At 73.0% G+C, this 24,324-nt stretch carries 20 protein-coding genes; 17 read left to right on the top strand and 3 right to left on the bottom strand.

The genetic code is table 11. From position 1 onward, the window contains the following. Nucleotides 1-180: 180 nt before the first annotated feature. Nucleotides 181-870: a MerR family transcriptional regulator gene (locus tag ACLQ2R_RS06915; protein ID WP_425958484.1), complete on the bottom strand. Its 690-nt coding sequence runs from the start codon at nucleotides 868-870 to the stop codon at nucleotides 181-183. 87 nt (nucleotides 871-957) lie between these two features. Between ACLQ2R_RS06915 and ACLQ2R_RS06920 the strand changes: the two genes are divergently transcribed. Beyond that, on the top strand, nucleotides 958-1,434 hold the full coding sequence (locus tag ACLQ2R_RS06920) for a DUF6194 family protein (protein ID WP_425958485.1): 477 nt from the start codon (nucleotides 958-960) through the stop codon (nucleotides 1,432-1,434). 31 nt (nucleotides 1,435-1,465) lie between these two features. On the opposite strand, the gene ACLQ2R_RS06925 is transcribed toward ACLQ2R_RS06920, so the two are convergent. Next, nucleotides 1,466-2,110, bottom strand: coding sequence for a DUF4142 domain-containing protein (locus ACLQ2R_RS06925; protein ID WP_425958486.1), 645 nt, complete (start codon nucleotides 2,108-2,110; stop codon nucleotides 1,466-1,468). Nucleotides 2,111-2,422: 312 nt separating this feature from the next. On the opposite strand from ACLQ2R_RS06925, the gene ACLQ2R_RS06930 reads away from it, so the two are divergent. From ACLQ2R_RS06930 to ACLQ2R_RS06995, 14 genes are all read left to right on the top strand, one after another. Beyond that, on the top strand, nucleotides 2,423-3,022 hold the full coding sequence (locus tag ACLQ2R_RS06930) for a sulfite oxidase-like oxidoreductase (protein ID WP_425958487.1): 600 nt from the start codon (nucleotides 2,423-2,425) through the stop codon (nucleotides 3,020-3,022). After that, entirely contained in the window at nucleotides 2,992-3,750 is a 759-nt protein-coding gene (locus tag ACLQ2R_RS06935; protein ID WP_425958488.1) for a ferredoxin reductase, read from the top strand. The genes ACLQ2R_RS06930 and ACLQ2R_RS06935 overlap by 31 nt, the downstream gene beginning before the upstream one ends. Next, nucleotides 3,747-4,019 carry a DUF6510 family protein gene (locus tag ACLQ2R_RS06940; protein ID WP_425958489.1) on the top strand — a complete coding sequence of 91 codons (273 nt, stop codon included), beginning with the start codon at nucleotides 3,747-3,749 and terminating at the stop codon, nucleotides 4,017-4,019. Before ACLQ2R_RS06935 ends, ACLQ2R_RS06940 begins: the two co-directional genes overlap by 4 nt. Nucleotides 4,020-4,740: 721 nt before the next feature. Next, nucleotides 4,741-6,237, top strand: coding sequence for an amino acid adenylation domain-containing protein (locus ACLQ2R_RS06945; RefSeq protein WP_425958667.1), 1,497 nt, complete (start codon nucleotides 4,741-4,743; stop codon nucleotides 6,235-6,237). Between the two features lie 12 nt (nucleotides 6,238-6,249). Beyond that, nucleotides 6,250-6,468: a phosphopantetheine-binding protein gene (locus ACLQ2R_RS06950; protein WP_425958490.1), complete on the top strand. Its 219-nt coding sequence runs from the start codon at nucleotides 6,250-6,252 to the stop codon at nucleotides 6,466-6,468. Further along, complete coding sequence (locus ACLQ2R_RS06955; RefSeq protein ID WP_425958491.1) at nucleotides 6,465-7,805, top strand: flavin monoamine oxidase family protein; 1,341 nt, start codon at nucleotides 6,465-6,467, stop codon at nucleotides 7,803-7,805. Before ACLQ2R_RS06950 ends, ACLQ2R_RS06955 begins: the two co-directional genes overlap by 4 nt. Continuing rightward, nucleotides 7,798-9,501 carry a class I adenylate-forming enzyme family protein gene (locus ACLQ2R_RS06960; protein ID WP_425958493.1) on the top strand — a complete coding sequence of 568 codons (1,704 nt, stop codon included), beginning with the start codon at nucleotides 7,798-7,800 and terminating at the stop codon, nucleotides 9,499-9,501. The genes ACLQ2R_RS06955 and ACLQ2R_RS06960 overlap by 8 nt, the downstream gene beginning before the upstream one ends. Further along, nucleotides 9,498-10,862 (top strand): KamA family radical SAM protein, encoded by a 1,365-nt coding sequence (locus ACLQ2R_RS06965; RefSeq protein WP_425958494.1) that lies wholly within the window; start codon nucleotides 9,498-9,500, stop codon nucleotides 10,860-10,862. Before ACLQ2R_RS06960 ends, ACLQ2R_RS06965 begins: the two co-directional genes overlap by 4 nt. Beyond that, nucleotides 10,859-11,884 carry an ATP-grasp domain-containing protein gene (locus ACLQ2R_RS06970; RefSeq protein ID WP_425958496.1) on the top strand — a complete coding sequence of 342 codons (1,026 nt, stop codon included), beginning with the start codon at nucleotides 10,859-10,861 and terminating at the stop codon, nucleotides 11,882-11,884. The genes ACLQ2R_RS06965 and ACLQ2R_RS06970 overlap by 4 nt, the downstream gene beginning before the upstream one ends. 1 nt (nucleotide 11,885) lies before the next feature. Continuing rightward, nucleotides 11,886-13,223: an AMP-binding protein gene (locus ACLQ2R_RS06975; RefSeq protein ID WP_425958497.1), complete on the top strand. Its 1,338-nt coding sequence runs from the start codon at nucleotides 11,886-11,888 to the stop codon at nucleotides 13,221-13,223. Further along, the gene (locus ACLQ2R_RS06980) at nucleotides 13,220-14,620 is read left to right on the top strand and encodes an MFS transporter (protein WP_425958498.1); all 1,401 of its coding nucleotides are present in this window, start codon (nucleotides 13,220-13,222) and stop codon (nucleotides 14,618-14,620) included. The genes ACLQ2R_RS06975 and ACLQ2R_RS06980 overlap by 4 nt, the downstream gene beginning before the upstream one ends. Continuing rightward, on the top strand, nucleotides 14,617-15,498 hold the full coding sequence (locus ACLQ2R_RS06985; RefSeq protein ID WP_425958499.1) for an SDR family NAD(P)-dependent oxidoreductase: 882 nt from the start codon (nucleotides 14,617-14,619) through the stop codon (nucleotides 15,496-15,498). Before ACLQ2R_RS06980 ends, ACLQ2R_RS06985 begins: the two co-directional genes overlap by 4 nt. Then, on the top strand, nucleotides 15,495-15,917 hold the full coding sequence (gene paaI, locus ACLQ2R_RS06990) for a hydroxyphenylacetyl-CoA thioesterase PaaI (RefSeq protein WP_425958500.1): 423 nt from the start codon (nucleotides 15,495-15,497) through the stop codon (nucleotides 15,915-15,917). Before ACLQ2R_RS06985 ends, paaI begins: the two co-directional genes overlap by 4 nt. 187 nt (nucleotides 15,918-16,104) lie before the next feature. After that, a complete protein-coding gene (locus ACLQ2R_RS06995; protein ID WP_425958501.1) occupies nucleotides 16,105-17,361 on the top strand; it encodes a hypothetical protein in 1,257 nt (418 codons plus the stop codon). Between the two features lie 88 nt (nucleotides 17,362-17,449). Here ACLQ2R_RS06995 and ACLQ2R_RS07000 read toward each other — a convergent pair whose 3' ends face one another. Beyond that, nucleotides 17,450-18,931 (bottom strand): MFS transporter, encoded by a 1,482-nt coding sequence (locus ACLQ2R_RS07000; RefSeq protein WP_425958502.1) that lies wholly within the window; start codon nucleotides 18,929-18,931, stop codon nucleotides 17,450-17,452. 177 nt (nucleotides 18,932-19,108) lie between these two features. Between ACLQ2R_RS07000 and ACLQ2R_RS07005 the strand changes: the two genes are divergently transcribed. Both ACLQ2R_RS07005 and ACLQ2R_RS07010 read left to right on the top strand, forming a co-directional pair. After that, nucleotides 19,109-19,999 (top strand): LysR family transcriptional regulator, encoded by an 891-nt coding sequence (locus ACLQ2R_RS07005; RefSeq protein WP_425958503.1) that lies wholly within the window; start codon nucleotides 19,109-19,111, stop codon nucleotides 19,997-19,999. A 396-nt stretch (nucleotides 20,000-20,395) separates the two neighbouring features. After that, nucleotides 20,396-24,034 carry a CARDB domain-containing protein gene (locus ACLQ2R_RS07010; protein ID WP_425958504.1) on the top strand — a complete coding sequence of 1,213 codons (3,639 nt, stop codon included), beginning with the start codon at nucleotides 20,396-20,398 and terminating at the stop codon, nucleotides 24,032-24,034. Nucleotides 24,035-24,324 lie beyond the last annotated feature (290 nt).

Here is a 24,324-nt window from a genome sequence, read left to right on the forward strand (position 1 = left end):
CCGCGCGGGCGCGCCCACCCCCACCCGGCCCGGGGGGGGGGGCCCCCCCCCACCCCGTAGCCCCCGCCGGCCCCCCCGGCGGGCCCCCGCCCCGCGGGGTGGCGGGGCCCGGCGGGGCGGGACGGGAACACCGCGCGGCCGGGGACCGGCTCAGCCGGTCCCCGAAGCGCGGCGGGCGGCTCACACCGGCGGGATCAGCGCGGCGAGCGCGGCGGCGGCGTCCAGGAGGGCCCGGGAACGGGCGTCGACGCTCGCATCCCGGGCGGCCAGCGCGGCCGTCACCTCGTCCCGGCGGCGGGCGCCCCGAAGCTCCGGCATCAGCGCGCGGAGCGGGGCGATGCGGTGGCCGGCCCTGCGGAGCTGGTGGACGATCCGCGCGTCCCGGACGTCGCCGGGGAGGTAGCGCCGGGGCCCTCCCGGGGAGGCGCGGCGGGGCACGACGAGACCCTCGGCGTCCCAGTGCCGCAACGTCGAGGGCCGCACCCCCAGCGCGACGGCGAGCTCGGAGACGCTCATGGCGTCCGACGGGCGTACGTCGCCGATCGGCTCCTCGGAGATCGTCGCGGCGGCCCGCCTGGCCAGGCCGACATCGCGCCGCTCCGCGTCGAGCCGGGCGTGCGCCGCGTCCAGCAGGGCGAGCAGCTCGGGGAGGGGACGCGTGCGGACCGCGCGCATGATCCGCCTGGCCTCGACAGGGCCGGTGCCGGCCGCGAGGGCCCGGTAGGCCAGCGCCGACCGCACGTGCGTCTCGTCGTAGACCCGGTACCCCGTTGCGGTGCGCGCCGCCGGGGGCAGCACGCCGTCGTGCTCCAGGTCGCGCACGTGCTGGACCGAGCACCCGGCGCGCCGTGCGACGTCGACCGTCCTCATGACGGGCGCCTTGCGACTTCTCCCCGGCCCGCCTGGGCATCGACGGGGGAAAGTCTCCACAGGAGCATGAATGAAACGCTACAACACATGAGCATCGACGAGATCATCGCGTTCCTCGGCGACCTCGAAGGGGTCCTGACCCTCAGGCCGGCACCCGGTGACGGCTCACCCGAGATCAGCTGGGGCGACGCGTTCTTCTACCACGCGCCCGACGGCAGGGTCCCGGAGAGGGGCCAGCCCTTCGCGACGATCGTGACGAAGGACTACCCGGGCGACGAGCGCTCCCGCCTGGACCGCCCCGGCGCCTTCCGCGTCAACGTCTCCGCCGGCACGGACGCGTTCGCCGAGCGTACGGGCCGCAGGCCGCGCGACCCGGAGCCCGACGGGACCGACCCGAGCGTGACGGACACCGTGATCGCCCACCCCGTCTACGGCGCCCTGGGCTGGCTGGCCGTGGTGAACCCGGGGCCGCGGACGGACCCGGTGGTACGTGAGCTGCTCCGCGCGGCCCACGACCTGGCCCGCGCGCGGTACCGGCGGCGGGCCGAGCCGGGATCGCCGTGACCCTCGGCCGGTCCGTCGCCGGTGACGCCGCTCAGCTCTCCGACGGGCCGGGCGCCGGGCTCTCCTCGGCCTGGAGCAGCAGGTCGATGTGCTTCTGCACGACCGGCCTGGCGGTGACGGCGATCTGCTTCACCTCGGGCGAGGCGCCGCTCGCGATCTCCTTGTCCACGGCGGCGAGGGTCGCCCGGTGACCGGCGAGCTCCGCGGTGATCCAGGCCTTGTCGAACTCGGCGCCGTTCAGCGCCGCGACCTTGTCGAGCTGCTCACGCTGCGCCGGCGCGGGCGCGGGCGGGAGCTCGACACGGAGCCGGGCGGCCACCTGCCGTACGGTCGCGTCGAGCTTCGTGTGGTCGGCGATGAACATCTCGCCGAGTTCGCGGACGGTGGTGGCGTTCGGCCGGCCCGACGGGTCGGCGGTCTTCTGCTGGGCCGCCTTTCCCGCCTCGATCTCGGAGAGGTTGGACTGGTGCGCCTTGACGAGGAAGTCCCTGTCCTGCCGGTTGGCGGCCTGCGGCGAGCCCGGGGCGGAACCGCCGGGCGCCGGGGGCGGCGGCGGTGGCGGGGGCGAGCCGGTGGGCGGCGGGGGCGGCGGCGGGGGCGGCGAGATCGCGGCGGCGGCGGTGCCGCCCGTCATGGCCAGGACGGCGGCCAGCACAATGATCAGCTTTCGAAGCATGGGATCCTCCGTCGATCGGTCCACGATCGGAAACATCGCTCCTCTCTCATATGCGCCTATCTCGGACGATGTAGCACTACGTGCGGTAAATCCTGACAAAAGGACGCATGTGCTTCGTTGGCATGGGGCGGGCCGCCGTGAACGCCGCCCCCTGCGGATACGCCCGGTTACTGGGTATCTGACCGAGTGTGATGAGATTTACCTGTCGCGTCCGTCCGTGTCGCGACCGGTCCGGGGACCGTCACGGCCGCCGGCCGGCGGCGGGACCGCCCGGACCGGCAGGATCCCGTCACGTACAGGGAGGTGGGCGTCATGGGCGTCGTCTCGCCCGGGTTCTTCGGCCGCCGTCGTGCCGCCAACCCGGATCTGCCGCCGGGGCAGTACCTCACCGAGGACTTCCCCGTCCTCTCGGCCGGACCCACCCCGCACGTCCCCGCCGACGAGTGGGCCTTCGAGATCGTCACCGAGACCGGTGAGACGACCCGCTGGGACTGGACGGAGCTGAACGCGCTGCCCACCGAGCGGTTCACGGTCGACCTGCACTGCGTCACCAAGTGGTCCAAGCTCGCCACCGCCTGGGAGGGGGTGTCGCTGGACACCCTGCTGGCCGGGGTGGAGACGTCCGCGGAGTACGCCCTGGCGCACTCCTACGGCGGCTACACCACCAACCTCCCGCTGGAGGACCTCCTCGACGGGCGGGCCTGGATCGCCACCCGCTACGACGGCGAACCCCTCGACCCCGAGCACGGCGGGCCCGCCCGGCTGCTCGTGCCGCACCTCTACCTGTGGAAGAGCGCCAAGTGGGTGCGCGGCATCCGGCTCCTCGACGAGGACCGGCCGGGGTTCTGGGAGGGCGTCGGCTACCACAACTACGGAGACCCATGGCGCGAGCAACGGTACTGGGGCGACTGACCTGGCGGGTCGCCACGGTCACCGCCGTGCGCGACGAGACCCCCGGGGCACGCACGATCGTCCTGGACCTGCCGGGCTGGCCGGGCCACCTGGCCGGCCAGCACCTCGACGTGCGGCTCACCGCCCCCGACGGCTACTCCACCCAGCGCTCGTACTCCATCGCCTCGGCCCCGGACGGGGACCGGGTGGAGCTCACCGTCGAGGTGCTGCCCGACGGTGAGGTCTCCCCCTACCTCGCGCGCGTCCTGGCGCCGGGCGACCCGCTGGAGGTGCGCGGCCCGATCGGCGGCTGGTTCGTCTGGCGTCCCGAGACGCCGGAACCCGTGCAGCTCGTCGCGGGCGGCTCCGGCGTGGTCCCGCTGATGGCGATGATCCGCGCCCGCGCGGCCGCCGGTGCCGACGCGCCGTTCCGGCTGCTGTACTCCACGCGCGAGCCCGGGACGGCCCTCTACCAGGCCGAGCTGGAACGCCTGGCCGCCGACGGCTCCGGCCTGGAGGTCACCCGCGCCTACACGCGCCGGGCGCCCGAGGGGTGGGGACGTCCCCCGGCCCGCGTGGACGCGGACCTGCTCGCGCGGGCCGTCTGGCCCCCGGAGCGGGAACCCGCCGTCTTCGTCTGCGGGCCCACCGGCTTCGTCGAGACGGTCGCCGACCTGCTCGTCTCCGCCGGGCACGACCCCGGCCTGATCCGCACGGAACGCTTCGGCCCCAGTGGAGGACGATCATGACCCAGGACCACATCGACGGCAACGCCGCGGGGGGAGCCCTGCGCGACGTCTTCGCCGTCGACCTGACCGCCGCCACCGGCCGCTGCTCCGCCTGCGACCGGTCCCTCGCGCTGGCCGAGGCGCACCTCTACACCCACGCCCCGGGCCTGGTGGCCCGCTGCCCGGGGTGCGAGGAGGTCGTCTTCCGCCTGGTCCGCGCGTCCGGCCGGGCCTGGCTCGACATGCGCGGCATGACCTGCGTCCAGTTCGAGCTGCCCGCCCGGCCCTGACCCGCCCGCGGCACATCTAGGCCTTCACGAGGATCGACGGCGGCCTGGCCCCGTACCTGGAATGGCTGAACACGACGACGGCATAGCCGCCCGGCCGAAGAGCCCGGCGACCCGTGGCCCGCGAACCGGCCGGGCCCTCCTTCGCCGGGTGGCGTCGTGCCGGGGACCCGCCGGTGAGGACTCCGCGGCTCCCGGTCGACGGCCTCGAGCCCCGCGGGGCATTCGAGAACCACAAGAACTGACAATTCCTCCGTCCGGGCCCGGGTGGGGGGCGGGTGCGTACGCGCACGGCCGCATGGAATCAAAACTGTGTCCCGAATGACAATTTTGAGATGTCGTTTTCAGCGGATCGGCTGTAGCGGCAGAGAAAAAGGCCAGGTAGGCGTTGAGGTGACGTTCGTGGCGGGGGCGGGCACCGGTAGCCGAAAAGCCGATAAACGGTCCGCTCGACCAGCCGGAGTCGATGTCCCTATCGCCGGTGGGACGCGATCTCCTCGCGCTCACCGTACGGTCATCACCGCAGTTCAGAATGGCTGCGGGTGTTTTCGGCGGAAGTTTTCCGGGTTTGCGGTTCTGACCGGAAATCGGTCTTACCTCCATGCCCTTCGCTGGAATAAGGGCAATTTTTATATCTCGTGACAAAGCGCCACCTGGTATACCATCCCAGGCGTTTAGTATGACGTCCTAGGAAGGCGCGAACGTGCCCGACCCGCACCACGACGTGATAAGGGCATTCGCCGATACGGTCAGCCGAAACCCGGATCGGACGGCGATAACGCACAACGGCCGATCTCTTACCTACACCGAACTCGACACGTGGGTGCGTGCCACGGCCCGAAGGCTCGGCCCGGATCCCGGAGTGGTCGGGGTCGTCACGTCGCGGTCGCCGGCCACCGTGGCCGGCCTGCTCGGCACGCTGGCCGCGGGCGGCACGTACCTCCCCGTCGATCCGGCGTACCCGGAGCCGAGGCGGCGGGCGGCGATGGCGGCGAGCGGATGCCGCCTGGTGCTCACCGCCGGGCCGGGGACGTCGCTGCCGCCGGGGGTGCGCGCGGTGGAACCTCCCGGCCTCGCCGAAATCGTGGACGCGCCCGGAACCGGGCCGGTGTCCTTCGCCGCGGACGATCCGGCGTACGTCCTGTTCACCTCCGGCTCCACCGGGGAGCCGAAACCGGTGGTGACCCCGCGCGGGGCCATCGCCGTCGCGACCGGCGCGCTGCGGGACCTGTTCGGCATCACCCCGGCGGACCGCGTGCTGCAGTTCGCGTCGCTGAACTGGGACACCTGCTTCGAGGAGATCCTGCCCACGCTCACCGCGGGCGCGACGCTGGTCTTCCACGACCACGCCCACTCGGGGTCCTTCCGGCGGATGCTGCGGATGCTCGACGCCGAGCGGGTCACCGTCCTGGACCTGCCCTCGGCGTTCTGGCACGAGCTGGTACGCCACCTGGTGGACGAGTCGGCGACGCTCCCCGCGTCCGTGCGGACGGTCGTCGTCGGCGGGGAGGCGGTCAGCCCCGTCCGGCTGGCGGACTGGTGCGCGCTCGGCACCGGCGCGATCCGCCTGGTCAACACCTACGGGTGCACGGAGACCACCCTGGTCACCCATGCCGTCGACCTGCACGGACCCCTCGCGGAACCCCGGACGGCGCCGTGGGAGGCCGGAGAGCGGGTGCCGATCGGACGCCCCCTGCCCCACGTCCTGCAGCACCTGGGCGAGGAGGGCGAGCTGCTCGTCGGCGGCCCGTCACTGGCGCTGGGATACGGGGGCAGGCCCGACGCGAACGCGGAGCGGTTCGTCGAGATCGATCTCGGCAACGGCCCCGAGCGTTACTTCCGTACCGGCGACCGGGTCAGCCGGGGGCCCGGCGGAGTGCTCGTCCACGAGGGCAGGCTCGACCACGAGCTCAAGGTGCGCGGCGTCCGGGTGAATCCGGCCGAGGTGGAGGCCCAGATCGCCGGTCACCCGCGCGTGGCCGCCGTGGCGGTGGCGGGGGTCACCGTCGGCGACCACACCACGCTCGCGGCCTACGTCGTGCCGCGCTCGCCCGGCGGCGCCGCGGCGCTGGCCGAGGAGGTCCTGAACCACCTGCGCGACCGGCTCCCGGGCCATCTCGTGCCCGGCCGGGTCACGGTCGTGCCGGAGCTCGTCCACACGACCGGCGGGAAGGTCGACCGGGCGGGCTCACACCGGCGCTATGCGTCCACCACCACCTGAAAGGGGCGTTCCATGGACGTAGGGGATTTAACCGACATATTTAGACGTGTCTTGGAAAGCGATGAGGTCAGCGCGGACTCCGACTTCTTCCTCCTGGGCGGGGACTCCCTGCTCGCCACCCGTGTCCTGAGCGCGGTCGCGCGCAGCAGCGGCGTGGAGCTGGACTTCGACGACTTCATGGACGCGCCGACCCCCGAGGCCCTGTGCAAGAAGATCGCGAGCCTGACGTGAGCGTCGTCGTCGTCGGGGCCGGGCTGGCGGGCCTCACCGCCGCCGCGGGCCTCGCGGCGCGCGGCGTCGAGGTCACCGTCCTGGAGGCACGCGACCGGGTCGGGGGCCGCACGCACGGCATCGAGGTCGCGCCCGGCAGCTGGGTGGACGCCGGCGCGGCGTACCTGGGGGACCGTCACACCGCGCTGACCGCGCTGATGACCGGGCTGGGCCTGGGCACGACACCGGCCACCGTGGCCGGCGACAGCCGCTTCGCGCTCGGCGGCGACGAGCGCACCAGGCCCGGCCGGTTCCCGCCGCTGTCCGCGGTCGCGCTCGGCGAGATGTTCGACGCGCTGGACGAACTGGTCCGCACCTCGGGGACGGACGCCCCGTGGTCGGCGCCGGACGCCGCCCGCCTCGACAGGCTCACCGCGGCCGAGTGGGCGCGCGAGCACCTGCGCCACCCGGACGCGCGATTGTTCTTCCCGCTGTTCCTCGGCGAGATGATGGCCGCCGACCCGGCGGACGTGTCCGTCCTGCACATGGCGTTCTACCTGCGCTCGGGAGGCGGGATCCGCTACCTGAACGCCTTCGAGGGCGGCGCGCAGGAGCACCGGATCGCCGGAGGGGCGCACCTGCTGTGCGAACGGCTGGCCGCGGGACTGGCCGGCCGGGTACGCCTGAACGAGCCGGTGCGCGCGATCCACCAGGACGACGACGGCGTGACCGTGACGACCCCCGCCGGATCGCTGCGGGCCGAGGCCGTGGTGGTCGCGGTGCCGCCGTCCCTGGCCGGCACGATCGACCACCGTCCCGCCCTGCCCGCACCCCGCTCCACCCGGCGCACGGCGCCCGGCTGCGCGGTCAAGGTGCACCTGGTGTACCCGGCGCCCGCCTGGCGCGAGCACGGGCTGTCCGGCTGGTCGGTCAGCGCGCGGGGCCCCCTGCTGTCCACCGTGGACGACTCGCCCGCGGACGGCGCGGTGGGCGTGCTGACCGGATTCGTGACCGGCGGGGAGGCGCACCGGTTCGCCCGGCTGCCCGGGGACGAGCGGCGCGAGCGGGCGTTCGCCCAGGCCGCGCGGCTGTTCCCCGGCCTGCCGTCGCCGATCGGGTTCCACGCCACCGACTGGGTCGGCGAGGACTACAGCCGGGGATGTTACGCGGCGCTCTTCGGACCGGGGGACTGGCTGCGCCTGGGCCCCCATCTGACGACCCCGCACCGGCGGGTGCACTGGGCCGGCACCGAGACGAGCACCGCGTTCTTCGGCCTGATGGAAGGCGCCGTCCGATCGGGGCACCGGGCGGCCGAGGAGATCATCGCAACGTACACACGGAGGGACGTCCATGCCTGACTCCACCTCGATCGCGCCACTGCCGGTCCGGCGATCGCTGATGACCGAGCCGGAGCTCGGCGCGGGGAACTTCCTGCAGTACGCCCTGGAGGGCAACCCCCACCGCGGGGTGCCGTTCGTGTACGCCCACCACACCGACCACCGCGGCCACGTGGTGCTGCGCGGCCACAGCCTGACCGACCTCGCGGCGCTGCGGGACCGCTACGCCACCTGGTACCGGGCCAACGGCGTGCTGCCCGGCGACCCGGTGGGCGTCGTGGTGGGGGAGGGCCTGGAGCCGCTGCTGCACTTCCTGGCGCTCACGGCGCTCGGCGCCGTACCGGCGATGATCAACGACGCGATGCGGCCCGACATCATGCTCCGCTACCTCGACCACGTCGGGGTCGTCGGCGTCGTGGCCGACGACCCGACCCGGCTGCAGTTCGCCTACCGCGACGACCCCCGCAACAGGCCGCGGTTCATCGCCCTGGCCTCGGAGGTGCGGGCCCACGACGCCGACGTGGACGCGCTTCCCGCCGACTACCCCTACCGGCACGCCCCGGACGACGTCGTGGCGCTGATCCACTCCTCCGGCACCACCGGCACCCCCAAGTCGACGATCCTGGGCCACCGGCAGTTCTGGGACGGCAAACAGCCCCGCATGCTCCGCTTCCCCGCCGAGCCGTACGACAGGCTGATGTCCCTCATGCCGCACACCCACGCGGGCGGGCTCAGCTACTTCCTCACCGCCGTGCTGCTCGGGCTGCCGACCGTGGTCATGTCGGACTGGCGGCGCGTGGTCGTGGAGCCGGTCATGGAGGCGTTCCAGCCGACCATGGTGGCCTCCTTCCCCCGCACGTTCGTCGAGCTCGCCACCGGAGAGCTTCCGGTCAGGGGGGCGGCGAGGGTCCACTCCTGGTTCAACACCGGCGACAGCGCGCACCACGGGCACATCAGGCGGCTGGTGCAGCTCGGCGAGCGGCCCGCCGGACTGATCAGGCCGTGGCTGGTCCCGAGCGGCGCCGCGGCGGACGAACCCCTCCCCGGCTCCCAGTTCGTCGACGGCCTCGGCTCCTCGGAGATGGGGATGGCGCTCTTCGGCCAGGTGACCACGCCGGAGACCCCGCGCGACGACCGCTGCGTGGGCAAGGCCCAGGAGGCGGTGACCAGGGCCGCGGTGCTCGACGAGAACGGCGAGGAGGTCCCCGACGGCACCGTGGGCCTGCTCGCGGTGATCACGCCCTCCCGTACCCCGGGGTACTGGAACGACCCGAGACTGACCCGCAGCTTCGAGCTCAACGGCTACTGGCTCACCGGCGACGTGGCCCACCGGGACGGCGAGGGCAACTTCTACCATCTCGACCGGACCGTGGACGTCATCGAGACCCTCGACGGGCCGGTCTACAGCCTGCCCGTCGAGGAGGTCCTCATCGCCGACTGCGCCGGCCTCGTCCAGGACTGCTCGGTCGTCGGCGTACCCGGCAGGGCGGGGGAGGGGCAGCGCCCGATCGCCGTGGTGCGGCTGCAGGCCGACGCCGGCGACGTCACCGCCGACGACGTGCGGGAGACGGCCAACAAGGCCCTCACCGACGCGGGCCTCGCCACGCTCGACGCGGTGATCGTCGTACGGTCCGACGACGATTTTCCCCTCGGCCCCACCGGCAAGGTGCTCAAGCGCGAGCTTCGCACCCGGCACGCGACGATGTTCGCCGGATGACCCCCGAGGCCCCCCACCGGCCGTACGCCTACGCGCGCCGGCCGCTCGCCGAGCCGGACTGGCGGCGATTACCGGGCTGGCGCGGCGTCGGCGAGGCGCAGTGGCGCGACGCCCAGTGGCAGCGCGCCCACTGCGTGAAGAACGCCCGGCAGCTGCGCGCCGTCATGGGAGACCTGCTCCAGGACTCCTTCTACGCCGACCTGGCGGCCGACGTGGAGCGGTTCGCGACCATGTCCATGCTGATCCCGCCGCAGATGCTCAACGTGATGGCGCCGCACGGCGGGAGCGACCCCGCCTCCTTCACGGAGGAGTTCATGGCGGACCCGACCCGCCGGTACATGCTGCCGGTGGGCTCGGACCGCCACCCGCGCTGGCCCAGCCACCCGCGCTCGCGGCGCGACTCGCTCCACGAGGCGGAGATGTGGGTGGTGGAGGGGCTGACCCACCGCTACCCGACCAAGGTCCTGGCCGAGCTGCTGTCCACCTGCCCCCAGTACTGCGGGCACTGCACCCGGATGGACCTGGTCGGCACCTCGACCCCGCAGGTCGTCAAGGCCCAGCTCGTCCTCAAGCCGGTCGACCGGCAGGAGCTGATGCTGGACTACCTCAAACGCACGCCCGGCGTGCGGGACGTGGTGGTCTCCGGCGGCGACGTGGCCAACGTGCCCTGGCCCCGGCTGGAGACGTTCGTGCTGCGGCTGCTGGAACTGGAGTCCGTGCGCGACATCCGCCTGGCGACCAAGGCGCTGGTCGGCCTGCCGCAGCACTGGCTCCAGCCCGCCGTCCTGGAGGGGATGGCCAGGATCGCCGCCCTCGCGCGGCGCCGCGGGGTGAACCTGGCCGTGCACACCCACGCCAACCACGTCCGGTCGGTGACGCCGCTGGTGGCCGAGGCCGCCAGGGCCCTGCTGGACGCGGGGGTACGGGACGTGCGCAACCAGGGCGTGCTCCTGCGAGGGGTGAACACCACCCCGGCCGACCTGCTCGACCTGTGCTTCGCCCTGCAGGGCGAGGCGGGCATCCTGCCCTACTACCTCTACCTCTGCGACATGATCCCCAACGCGGAGCACTGGCGCGTCCCGGTCCACGAGGCCCAGCGCCTCCAGGAGGCGATCATGGGCTACCTGCCGGGCTACGCGACGCCGCGCATCGTGTGCGACGTGCCCTACGCCGGCAAGCGCTGGGTGCACCAGGTGGTCGAGTACGACCGGGAACGCGGCATCTCCTACTGGGCCGGGAACCACGGGACGGGACTCGGCCGCGACGGCTCCCCGGACCGCCGGTTCCCCTTCTACGACCCGATCGACAGCCTGCCCGAGCCGGGCCGCCGCTGGTGGACCGAAGGAGAGGGACGAGAGTGACCCCGACGACCCCCGCCGCGAGCACGCTGCGCCGCATGTGCTGGATCTTCCCCGACAGGGAGTCGAGCCGGGCGGCCGCGATGTGGCACGACTTCTTCTGGGACGTCTACGCCGAGGTGGCCGCGGAACTCGGCCTGAGCTGGACCAGGCACGCACCCGACGCCGTGACGGTCGACCTCCTGGGGCCCGGCCGGCCGCGCGTCCACGTCGACGACGAGCTCGTCACCCCCGAGGACACGCTCTTCATCACCGCGCTGTACTCGCTGCCCTACCAGTCCATGGACGTGTTCAACCAGTACGCGCTGTACGCGGTGCTGGAGAAGGCCGGCTTCTACCTGTCGTTCCCGCCGGGCCTGTCGGCCGTCGCCAACGACAAGATGGCCACGATGCTCCACCTGAGGGACTCGCCCGTCCCGGTGATCCCCACGCTCCGCATCGGCACCGGGCGGGACGTGGGCAAGCACCTGTACGAGGTGGCGCTGAAGGACCTGACCTACCCGGCCATCGTCAAGCCGGCCGGATGGTGCGGCGGCGGCGGGGTGAACCTGGCCCGCGACTCCGAGGAGGTCCGGGGGCTCGCCAGCCTGGCGCAGGGCGGCGACACCACCCTCGTCATCCAGCCCTACCTGGGCGAGGGCACGGTCGACTACCGGGTCTACGTCGTCGACGGCGAGCCGTACGCCGTGATGAAGCGGATCCCCGAGCCCGGCTCGCCGGTCGCCAACGCCAGCCGGGGCGCCACGATGGAGTTCCCGCCGGTCCCGGCCGAGCTGGCGGAGGCGACGGCGTACTTCTACCGCAAGGTGCCCGTCCCGTTCTTCTGCGTCGACTTCCTGTTCGACGGCGAGCGCTTCTGGTTCTCCGAGCTCGAACCCGACGGCGTGATCGCCCCCGACTACGGCGATCCGGAGCGCAGGCTCCAGCGGGACATCACCCGGGCGCGCTGGATCGCCTACCGCGACGCCCACGCCCGGTGGCTGGCCTCGGGCGCCGCGGACACGACCATTGAAAGCTGGTTCTGACATGACCGAATCGTTCTCGCCACCGTCCGGCGACGACACGGCCGTGCCGTTCTCGCCGTCGCCCGATGACGGCACGGCCGCGTCGTCCTCGCCGTCGCCCGGCGACGACACGGCCGCGTCGTTCTCGCTGTCGCCCGAGGCGGCCGAGCCGCGCCTGGGCGTCTCCCGGCGGTCGCTGGAGCGCCTGCGGAGCGTGCCGGAGCTCGCGCCGCGGTACGCGGGCCACGAGAAGGTGCTCACGCTGGGGGACGTCGCCGCCCTCCCGGTCCTGGTGAAGGACGACCTGAACGTGGCCCTTGCGCACCTGAGCCCGAAGGCCGAGCGCGGCGCCACCTGGATCTTCCAGAGCGGCGGCAGCACCGGCGCGCCCAAGGTCGGCCACGCCCCCACCGGGTTCTACATGGAGGGCGTGTACGAGCAGTGGCGCCCCCTGGAGCGCGACGACGTCTTCGTCAACGGCTGGGGCGCGGGCCGCATGTGGGGCGCCCACTTCCTGGCCGCCGCCTTCGCCGACCTGTCCGGCTGCGACGTCATCGCGCTGGGCTCGGTCGGCAGGGAGGAGTACGGCGACTGGCTGGCGTTCTTCGCCGCCAGGGGCGTGACCGCGTTCGGCGGCACGCCGAGCGTGCTGCGGCTGTGGTTCGCGCACGCCCGGACGGCCGGGATACGCCTTCCCGCGCTGCGCAAGGTGCTCTGGCTCGGGGAGGCGTGGCACCCGCAGCTCGACGAGGACATGGCGGAGGTCGCGCCGTCGGCGCGCCGCTGGGGCATGTTCGGGAGCACCGAGACCTGGGTCGTCGGCACCAACACCCCGCGGTGCCCGCCGGACGTCTTCCACACCCTGCCGGACCAGCTGGTGCACGTGGGCGAGGACGAGCTGCTGGACTTCACCACCCTCAACCCGGACATGCTCAACCCGGTGCTGCGCTACCGGACCGGCGACGCGGGCCGGCTCGTGACGTGCGGGTGCGGCCGCCAGGACAGGGCCATGCGGGTCCTGGGCCGCCGGGACTCGGTGGTGCAGGTACGCGGACTGGGACTGCACGTGAACGACGTCGTCGAGCGGGCCGAGCGGGAACCCGGTGTCACCCGGGCACAGGTCCTCGTCACCGAGCAGCGGGGCCGGGTCTCCACGGTGGACGTGCTGCTGCTCACCGGTCCCGCCGCGCCGCCGGACCTGGCGGAGCGGCTGCGCGCGGACCTGCTGTCCTCGACGTTCACGCTCAGCACGGCGTTCCAGCACGACCCCGGGTCGTTCCGGGTGGAGGTCGTCGACGCGCTGGTCGGCAACGACCGCACCGGGAAGACCGCGGCCTTCGTCGTCAGGGAGGAGCCGTGAGGCCGCCGGACTCCCAGGACTCCCAGGACTCCCAGGGCTCTGCGGGCTCTGCGGGCTCCGCGGGCTCCGCGGGCTCCCAGGATTTCACGGACCCTCGGGATGTCACGGACTCCCAGGGCTCCGCGGGCTCCGGCTCCCGGCGCTCTCTGGGCCGGGAGTTCAACCTGCTCTGGGGCGGCCAGACGGTGAGCCTGCTCGGGGACCGGATCACGGTGTTCGTGGTGCCCACCCTGATGATCTTCGCGCTGGGCGCCTCGCCGTTCGAGGTGGGCCTCGTGGCCATGGCCCAGTACCTCGGCATCCCCCTGCTGGGACCGATCGCCGGCGTGCTGGTCGACCGGTGGGACCAGCGCCTGACCCTGGTGATGTGCGACCTCGTGAGGCTGGCGGCGGTGCTGCTCATCCCCGTGGCCTACTGGTCGGGGGTGCTGTCGACGCCGGTGCTGTTCACCTCCGTGGCGCTGATCAGCGGCGCCACGATCTTCTTCAACGTCGGGTACCTCGTGGCCGTGCCCGCCGCGGTGCCGCAGGAGGGCCTGGTCGGGGCGTACTCGCGCCTGGAGGGCAGCAGGACGGTGTCGGAGGTGGCCGGGCCCTCGGTGGCCGCGGGGCTGTACCACGCGCTCGGGGTGGCCTCGCTGCTCGTGGACGCGGCGACCTACCTGGTCTCGGCCGTCTGCTTCCGCTCCATGCGGCCCTGGGGGAACAGGACGGTCCAGCACGGCTCGGTGATGTCGCGGCTGTCCCTGGGGTTCAAACTGAACTGGGCCGACCCGGTCCTGCGCCGCGTGATCGTCGCCGCCGTGACCCTGAACTCGGGCGGGCCCGTCTTCGTCACGGTCCTGCCGGTGCTCGCCTACCAGGGACTGGGCGTCTCGGTCGGCGTGTTCGGGGCGGTGATGTCCGCGGCGGCCGTCGGCGCGGTGATCGGCGCGGTCGTCGCGCCCAGGATCGCCGGCAGGCTGGGCCTCGGGCGGACCATGGCGTGGGCGCTGCTGCTGCACTGCCTGGCCGGCGTGGGCGTCCTGGCCGCGCCCGCGCTGCCGCCCGCGCTCGTGATCGGCGTGACCATCGGGTGCTACGGCTTCTTCATGTCGTGCATCAACGTCTGCAGCGCCCCGATCCGGCAGTCGCGGATGGCGGCCGACAACCAGGGGGTGACGCACGCGGCCTTCCGCACCGTCACCTGGGGCGTGATCCCGCTGGCCGCCTTCCTGGGCGGCCTGGGGGTCACCCTGCTGACCGGCGACCTGGGCGTGCTCAACGCCACCAGGACGGTCATGGTCGCCGGCACGCTGCTGGCCGCCCTGTCGTTCCTGCCGGCACTGGGGCTCCAGCCACTGCTCGACCGGGCCGGACGCCAGGCCGAGCCGCAGCCCTCGGGAAGCACGGCGTGACGGCGCGGCGCGGGACCGTGCTGATCACGGGGACGTCGTCGGGCATCGGCCTGGCGACCGCGGTCACCGCGGCCAGGGCGGGGTTCTCCGTGGTGGCGACGGCACGCGACCCGGACGGGGCGCACGCCCTGCGGGAGGCGGCCGGCGAGGCGGGGGTCACGCTGGACCTCCGCCGCCTCGACGTCACCGACGAGGAGTCCGTCGCCACCTGCCTCCAGGGGGTACGGGACACCTACGGACGGCTGGACGCGGTGGTCAACAACGCCGGGATCTCCAACTTCGACCCCACGATGGAGATGTCGACGATGGAGGCCCTGCGGGCCAACCTGGAGGTGAACTTCTTCGGGGTCGTCGCCGTGAGCCGGGTCGCGATGCCGCTGCTGCGTGCCTGCGGGGGCCGCCTGCTGAGCGTCGGCAGCGTCCACGGGGTCGTCGGCCAGCCCTTCAACGAGGCGTACGCGGCGGCGAAGTTCGCCGTCGAGGGCTTCATGGAGAGTCTCGCGCCGGTCGCGGCCCGGCACGGCGTGAAGGTCTGCGTGATCGTCCCCGGCTTCGTGCGCGACACCCGGTTCGGCTACTTCCCCGACGTCAACCGGGAGACGATCCGGGCCGCCTCCGGGCCGTACGCGCCGACGTTCGCCGACTACCTCGACCGGGTGGTCGGCCAGGGCTGGGGAGGGGCGAGCCAGTCGATGTGGGAGGTGGCCGAGGTGGTGGTGCGCACGCTGACCGAGGAGGATCCGCCGTTCCGCGTCCCGACAAGTGACCGGGTGGCCGAGTACCTGGCGCACAAGCTCGCCGACGGGGACGGCTCGGCCGTCCAGGCCCTGGCCAGGACCTGGGTCGCGGGCCCCGAGGCGACGGTGAGGCCGGCGTGAGCGCGGACAGGGAGCCCTCCCGCGCCGCGGAGGTGGAGGACCCGGCCTGCCGGTCGCTCGGCATCGTCGTCGAGGAGGTCGCCACCGGGCGGGCACGGCTGCGCATGCGCGTCTCGGAGGACATGCTGAACGCGTTCGGCATCGCCCACGGCGGGTACCTGTTCCTCCTCGCCGACGCCGCGTTCTCCTACGCGTGCAACACCCACGGCCCGGTCACGCTGGCGCACAGCGCGCAGGTGACGTTCCTGCGCCCGGCCGCCGCCGGCGACCAGCTGGTGGCCGAGGCGGTGGAACGCGTCCGCCACGGCAGGGGCGGCGTGTACGACGTGACGGTGCGGCGCGCCTCGGGCGAGGTCGTCGCCGAGTTCCGCGGGCAGAGCGTGATGGTCTCCGGCATCCCCGGGAGGCCACCGCGATGAGGTCCCGCGACGAGGCCGTCACGACGGCCGCCACGACGAGGGCGCCACGACGAGGGCGTCGCGACGGCCGCCGCGATGAGGTCCCCGCGATGAGGGCGGCCGTCGCCGCGTGCCGCCCGCGCCCCGTTCCGATCCCCCTCGATCCGACGGTGCCGACCCGGCACACCGGCCAGACAGGAAGCGATACATGCCCGCCAAACCACTGCAGGACCTGGTCGACCTCGCCCGGCGCAACTCCCCGTTCTACGCGGAGCTGTACCGTGACGTGCCGGAGGTCGTCTCCGACCTCACCCAACTGCCGATCATCGACCAGAAGGCGTTCTGGGCCGCGAACACCTGGCCGGACAACCGGCTGCTGACCGGGCCGCTGACCGACGCCGGCGTGTACACCTCCGGCGGCACCACCGGGGCGCCGAAGTTCTCCCCGTGGACCCGCACCGAGCACGCGGACTCGGTGACCGCGTTCGGGGCCGGCATGGTCAGGGCCGGATTGAGGCCGGGACACAAGGTGGCGAACCTGTTCTTCGCCGGGGAGCTGTACGGGGGGTTCCTCTACATCGAGAACGCCCTGCACCACGCCCCGGTGGAGAACGTGCGGCTGCCCGTCGGCGGCTCCACGACGAACGAGTACGTCGCCGACCTGATCACCGTCTTCGGCGTCAACGTGCTGGCGGGCCCGCCGATGAAGCTCGGCGCGGTGGCCGAGACGGTCAGCGCCAGGGGGCAGGCGGCCGACACGGTGGAGCTGCTGCTGTTCGCCGGCGACCTCCTCTTCGACGACCTGCGGCCCCAGCTCAACAGGGCCTTCCCCAAGGCCGCGATCGCCTCGCTCGGGTACGCGTCGGTGGACGGCGGGCTGATCGGCGGGCCGGTGCCGGGCGACGACCCGCGGGTCCACGAGGCCTTCCCCGACCGCACGATCGTGGAGGTGGTCGACGAGGTGACCGGCGAGCCGATCACCGTCCCCGGCGTACCGGGCCGGGTGGTGGTCACCAACCTCTTCCGCACCCTGATGCCGATCATCCGGTATCCGGTCGGGGACCTGGCCGAGTGGGTCGACGACGAGCGTCGCCGGTTCCGGCTGGTCGGCAGGACGATCGAGGGCGCCAGGGTGGCGATGGTGACGATGAGGACCGAGGACGTCCGCGCGGCGCTCGCCTCGGCCGACTCCGGCCGGGTCGTGTCCGGGGTGCAGCTCGTGCAGCGCCGCTGGGACGGCAAGGACGGCCTGGTGCTCCGGCTCGCCCACGTCGAGGAGCCCCCGGCGGAGCTGACCGGGAGGCTGATCGACGCCGTCCACGAGGCCCGCCCGATGTACCCCGAGTACGTGGGCCTGGGCTTCATCCACCCCCTGTCGATCGAATGGGTGCGGCCCTCCGAGCTGGTGACGAACCCGCGCACCGGCAAACTGGTGCAGGTGGTGGACGAACGCTCGCACTCCTGACCCCTTCCCGGCCGCGCCCGAGTCCGAGCCGGGCCGAGCCGGGCCGAGCCGAGCCGGGCCGAGCTGAGCTGAGCCGGGCCGGGCCCCGTCACGGGCCGGTCCGATCGCCGGCCGGGGCCGCCGCGACGGGCGTCGGTGCCGTGGCCGGGCGGGGGCCGGGACGCGGCCGGAGAAGCAGGACCACGACCAGCCCGAAGGTCACGAGGAGGGCCGCGACGGCGAAGGTCCAGTGCGTCCCGCGGGCCACCTCCGCCGGTGTGGCGGTGCTGACGTCCCTCACGCCCGCGGCGAAGGCGAAGACGGCCCCCATGACCGACGCGCCGGTCATGAGCCCGAGGTTGCGGGAGAGGTTCAGCGTGCCCGACAGCAGGCCACGCCGGTCCGGGGGGACGTCCCTCATCACCGCGGTGTTGTTGGCCGCCTGGAACAGGGCGTACCCGGTGGTGACGACGACCAGGGGCACGACGTACCCGGCGACCCCGGCGGCCGTGGGCGTCAGGGAGAGTGCCACGGCGCCGCCGATGATGACGGCGAGCCCGGCCACCACCATGGTCCCGGCCCCGAGACGATCGGTGGCGCGGCCCGCCGGGACGCCGGCGAGGGCGGACACGGCGGGGCCCGCCGACATCACCAGGCCGGCGAGGGCCGGGTCGAGGCCGAGTGCCCAGGACAGGTGGAAGGGCCCCACGACGAGCGTGGTCATCATGACGGTCGAGACCAGGGCGCTCGTCGTCAGCCCGGCGGCGAGGACAGGGTCGCGGAACGTCGACAGGGTCAGCAACGGGAACGCGACCCGGCGCTCGGTGACGACGAACAGGGCCAGACCCGCCCCCGAGGCGAGGAGAAGCCCGGCGGTGAGCGGGCCGAAGGAGTTCCCCTCGATCGTCACGGCCAGCGCGTAGGTCCCCAGTGTGATCGCCAGCAACGCGGTGCCCACGCGGTCGAACCGCCCGCGTACGGGGGTCGCCGCCGGTGCGGGGCCGGGCGTCGCCCCGAAGACGAGCGCGAGCGCGAGGAGGCCGGGCGGCACGACGGCGAGGAAGACCGCGCGCCAGCCGAAGGCCGCGACCAGGACGCCACCGAGGCCGGGCCCCAGCGCCGTGCCGACCGCCGACATCGTCCCGAGCAGCCCCATGACCCCGCCGGTGCGCTCCTTGGGCACCGTCTCGCCGACGATGGCCATGGTCAGCGCCATCATGCACGCGGCTCCGGCTCCCTGGAGCGCCCGGGCGGCGACCAGGGCCGGAAGGTTCGGGGCGAGACCGCTCAGCAGCGTCGCGAGCGTGAACACGGCCACGCCACCCCGCAGGACGTGACGCCGGCCCACGAGGTCGCCGAGCCGGCCCGCGCCGACGATCAGGGTCGTGACGGCCAGGAGATAGGCGATCACGACCCACTGGACGTCGTTGAAGGCGGCGTCGAAGGCCCCGGCGACGGTCGGCAGGGCGACGTTGGCGATGCCGGTGCCGAGCGAGGGCAGCAGCGTGCACAGCGACAGGGCGGCGAGTGCCCGGGCCTGGGGTGGGCGGTGGGGCGGCGGTGCCTGCCCGGGTTCGGCTGGTGCTCTCACGGTGACGGCCTCTTCCTGTGGGGTCGGCGGGCTGTGGGGTCGGCGGGTGACGGGGGCGGTGGGCGATGGGGTCGTCACGAACCTAGGTGCCGCTCTTACCTGGCGGAAGACGCAATGATGGCAAGCCACTTGTGCACGCAACGCCATGCCAGCGTCGATCCGTGAGATCCTCCGCGAATGATCCGTCCTGATCTCAACCTGCTGGTCACCCTGGACGTCCTGCTCGAGGAGGGCAGCGTGACGCGGGCGGGTGAACGGCTCGCGCTCAGCCCGTCCGCGATGAGCCGCGCACTCGCGCGGCTGCGGCGGGTCACGGGCGATCCGCTGCTGGTGCGGGCCGGCCGGGGGCTGGTGCCCACGCCCCGCGCCGTGGAGCTGCGCGACCGTGTGCGCGCCCTGGTCCAGGAGGCCGAGGCCGTCCTGCGGCCCGCCGGGAGGCTGGATTTGGCGACGCTGGAGCGGACCTTCACGCTGCGCGGCAGTGACGGGTTCGTGGAGAGGTTCGGGCCCGCGCTGGTGGCGGAGGTCGGACGCGAGGCGCCCGGCGTGCGGCTGCGGTTCCTGCGGAGGACCAGGAAGGACATCGCCTCCCTGCGCGAGGGCGCGGTCGACCTCGAGACGGGCGTCGTCGAGGACGCCCTGCCTCCCGACGTGCTGAGCGAGCCCCTGTTCACCGACCGCTTCGTCGGGGTGGTGCGAGACGAGCACCCGCTGAGCGCCGGAGAGGTGACGGCGACCCGGTACGCCTCCTCGCGGCACGTGCACGTCTCGCGGCGCGGCCTGACGGAGGGGCTGGTGGACGGCGCCCTCCGCGCGACGGGCCACGAGCGGGAGGTCGTCACGGTCGTGGACGGTTTCGGCGCCGCGCTGGCGCTGGCGAGGGCCTCGGACCTGGTCGCCACCGTCCCGGAGCGTCACACCGCGGACCTGCGGGGAGGGATGTGCTCCTTCGAACTGCCCTTCCGGGCTCCCGAGGTGACGGTCTCGCTGATGTGGCACGTCCGGCTCGACGCGGACCCGGCCCACCGGTGGTTGCGCGACCGCGTGATCGACGTGTCGTCCTCGTAGTCGCCCTCGATCGCCACCGGGCCGGCGTCGTGCCGCCGGCCCGGGCTCCGGCACGCCCCCCGTCGGCGCGACGGTCTGGCGGCCCGGGTGTGGCGACCCGGCGGCCCGGGCGCGACGGCCTGGCTCCGCGTGCGGCGACCGGGTGGCCCGGGTGCCGGATGCGCGCGGCGGGTGTCAGAAAGCCGTTTTCCGGCCGTTGACGCGCCCGTAGCACGTATGTAACCTTTGGCCAACGCTTCGCAAGAAGCTTACAAATTCATGCTTAATTTTTGATTCTCCTCGCAATTCCTCAGGACCGCGCCGTAGCCGTGCATCTGCCCCCCACCCGTGAGCGCCGAGGGCGCCTGCCTTCACGCCCCGACCCCGTCGTGCATGACGAGAGACAGAGGAACGCGGATGAGAAAGCCGTTCGGACCGTTGAGGCTGGTGGCGGCCATGCTCGCCACCGGCCTGCTGGCGATGGGGGCGGCCGTCCCGGCCTCCGCCGCGGCCGGCCCCAACCTGTCGCCGGGCAAGGCGACCCAGGCCGGCAGCGCCACGGCCGGCCGTGAGGTGTCGGCCGTCAACGACGGCGACCAGTCCACCTACTGGGAGAGTGCCAACAACAGCTTCCCCGGGTGGGCGCGGATCGACCTGGGCGCCGCCACGAGCGTCGACCGGATCGTCCTGAAGGTGCCCGCCCCGGCCGTCTGGCAGACCCGCACCCAGACGCTCTCGATCCAGGGAAGCTCCGACGGCTCCACCTACAGCACGGTCGTGGCCTCGGCGAACCACACGTTCGACCCGGCCACCGGCAACACGGTCACGATCGGCTTCGGCGCCGCGACCCACCGGTACTGGCGCGTCAACGTCACCGCCAACACCGGCTGGCCCGCCGCGCAGATCTCCGAGTTCGAGATCTACGGCGCCGCCGGCACCGGCGACACCCAGAACCCCTCGGCCCCCGGCAACCTCGCCCTCACCCAGCCGGCCACCGGCCAGATCAGGCTCACCTGGAACGCCTCGACCGACAACGTGGGCGTCACCGGCTACGACGTCTACGCGAACGGCCAGCTCCGGGGCGGCGTCGGCACCGTGCTGACCTACACCGACACCCAGCCGGCGTCGGCGACCGTGACGTACACGGTGCGCGCCAGGGACGCGGCGGGCAACCGCTCGGCCGACAGCAACGCGGTGACCCGCACCGGCACCGGCGACCCCGGGACGAACCTGGCGACCGGCAAGGAGATCGTCGCCTCCGGCCACGTGCACAACTTCGTCGCCACCAACGCGAACGACGGAAACCCGGCCACCTACTGGGAGGCGAACTCGGGGGCGTTCCCGAACACGCTGACCGTCAAGCTCGGCGCCAACGCCACCGTCAACGCGGTCGTGGTGAGGCTCAACCCCGACTCCTCCTGGGGCCCCCGCACGCAGAACATCCAGGTCCTGGGCCGCGAGCAGAACGCCACGACCTACCAGAACCTGGCGTCGGCGGCCAACCGCGCCTTCGACCCGGCCTCGGGCAACACGGTGCGGATCGACCTGTCCGCGAGCGTCGCCGACGTCCAGCTGAGGTTCACCTCCAACAGCGGCGCGCCCGGCGGGCAGGTCGCCGAGTTCCAGGTCCTCGGCACCCCCGCGCCGAACCCCGACCTCACGGTCACGAACCTGTCGTGGACGCCGGCCACCCCGACCGAGACCGGCGCGATCACGCTGTCGGCCACGGTCAGGAACGCGGGCAACGCGGCCTCCCCGGCCGACAGCGTCACCCTCTCCCTCGCCGGCACGCAGGTGGCGACCGTCGCGATCCCCGCGCTGGCCGCCGGCGCCGGCGCCACGGTCACCCACAACATCGGCACCCGGGGCGCGGGCAGCTACGCGGTCGGCGCCAGGGTCGACGCCGACAACACGGTCGCCGAGCGGAACGAGGACAACAACACCCTCACCGCGTCCTCGCCCCTGGTGGTCACCGAGGCTCCCGGCCCGGACCTGCAGGTGCTCGGCATCACCTCCAACCCGGCGAACCCGGCCGTCGGCGCGTCCGTCACGTTCACCGTCGCGGTGAGGAACCGCGGCAGCGCGGCGACGGGCGTGTCCACGGTCACCCGCCTGACGGCGGGCGGCACCACGCTCAACACCACGACCCCGTCGATCGCCGCGGGCGCGACCGCCAACGTCGCGGTCAGCGGCAGCTGGACCGCCGTCAGCGGCGGCGCCACGCTCACCGCGACCGCCGACGCGACGAACACCGTCACCGAGACCAACGAGACCAACAACACGTTCTCGCAGGCCATCGTGGTCGGGCGCGGCGCCGCGGTGCCGTGGACGGAGTACGAGGCCGAGGCCGCCACCTACCAGGGCACCCTGCTGGAGGCCGACCCGCTGCGCACCTTCGGGCACACCAACTTCGCCACCGAGTCCTCGGGGCGCAAGTCGGTGCGGCTGAACAGCACCGGGCAGTTCGTCGAGTTCACCTCGACCGCGCCGTCCAACTCGATCGTGGTGCGCAACTCCATCCCCGACGCCCCGAACGGCGGCGGCATCGACGCGAGCATCAGCCTCTACGTCAACGGCACCTTCTCCAGGAAGCTGACGCTCTCCTCACGCCACAGCTGGCTGTACGGCAACACCGACGGCCCCGAGGCGTTGACGAACACCCCCCAGGCCGACGCCCGGCGGCTGTTCGACGAGTCCAACGCGCTGCTGTCGCAGACCTACCCGGCCGGGACGAAGTTCCGGCTGCAGCGTGACGCCTCCGACACGGCCTCGTTCTACATCATCGACCTGATCGACCTGGAGCAGGTGGCGCCGCCGGCGAGCCAGCCGGCCGGATGCACCTCGATCACCACCTACGGCGCGATCCCCAACGACGGGCTCGACGACACGGCCGCCCTGCAGCGGGCGGTGACCGACGACCAGAACGGCGTCATCGGCTGCGTGTGGATCCCGGCGGGGCAGTGGCGCCAGGAGAAGAAGATCCTCACCGACGACCCGCTGAACCGGGGTCAGTGGAACCAGGTGGGCATCAGGGACGTCGTCATCCGCGGCGCGGGCATGTGGCACTCCCAGTTCTACACGCTGACCGAGCCGCAGGACGCGGTGGGCGGCATCAACCACCCGCACGAGGGCAACTTCGGCTTCGACATCGACAGCAACACCCAGATCTCCGACATCGCCATCTTCGGCTCGGGCCGCATCCGGGGCGGGGACGGCAACGACGAGGGCGGCGTGGGCCTGAACGGCCGGTTCGGCGAGAACACGAAGATCACCAACGTGTGGATCGAGCACGCCAACGTGGGCGCCTGGGTCGGCCGCGACTACGACAACATCCCCGCCCTGTGGGGTCCCGGCGACAACCTGCTGTTCAGCGGCATGCGCATCCGCAACACCTACGCCGACGGCATCAACTTCACCAACGGCACGAGCAACTCCAGGGTGTTCAACTCCTCGTTCCGCACCACCGGCGACGACGCCCTGGCGATCTGGGCCAACCAGGCCGTGAAGGACCAGGCCGCCGACAACACCCACGACAACCACTTCGTCAACAACACCATCCAGCTGCCCTGGCGGGCGAACGGCATCGCGATCTACGGCGGGTACGACAACTCCGCCGAGAACAACCTGATCTACGACACGATGAACTACCCGGCCATCATGCTGGCGACCGACCACAGCCCCCTGCCCTTCTCGGGGACCACGCTGCTCGCCAACAACGGGATCTACCGCAGTGGCGGCGCGTTCTGGAACGAGGACCAGGAGTTCGGCGCCATCACGCTGTTCCCGTCGACCAAGGACATCACCGGGGTCACCATCCGTGACACCGACATCCACGACTCGACCTACGACGGCATCCAGTTCAAGACGGGCGGCGGCAACATGCCGAACGTCGCCGTCGTCAACGTGAGGATCACCAAGTCCAACAACGGCGCCGGGGTCCTGGCCATGGGCGGCGCCCGTGGCAACGCGACGCTGACGAACGTCACGATCAGCGGCTCGGCCGACGGCGACGTCGTGAAGGAGCCGGGATCGAGTTTCGTCATCACGAGGAACTGATCCCCGCCCGGTGATCACGGAGGGCCGGCACCCTCCGTGATCACCAGGGGGCGGCCGTCGCGAGGGGGCCGGCCTCCTCCGCGATCACGAGGAGGTCGTCCGCCCCGTGATCGCGGGGGGACCGGCTCCGCTCCGTGATCACGGGCGGCGGCCCCTGTCGGCATGAAAGTTTCATCGGTCCCCGCGCGCGGGGACCGGCGGGAGGCCCGGCGTGGGGGCCCCCGGGGCTGGTGCACCGGGGCCCGCCCGCCAGGGGGCCCCCCCCCCCCCCCCCGCGCCCCCCCCCCCCC

It is taken from the genome of Streptosporangium sp. DT93 (assembly GCF_049844535.1).
Classification (GTDB): Bacteria; Actinomycetota; Actinomycetes; order Streptosporangiales; family Streptosporangiaceae; genus Streptosporangium.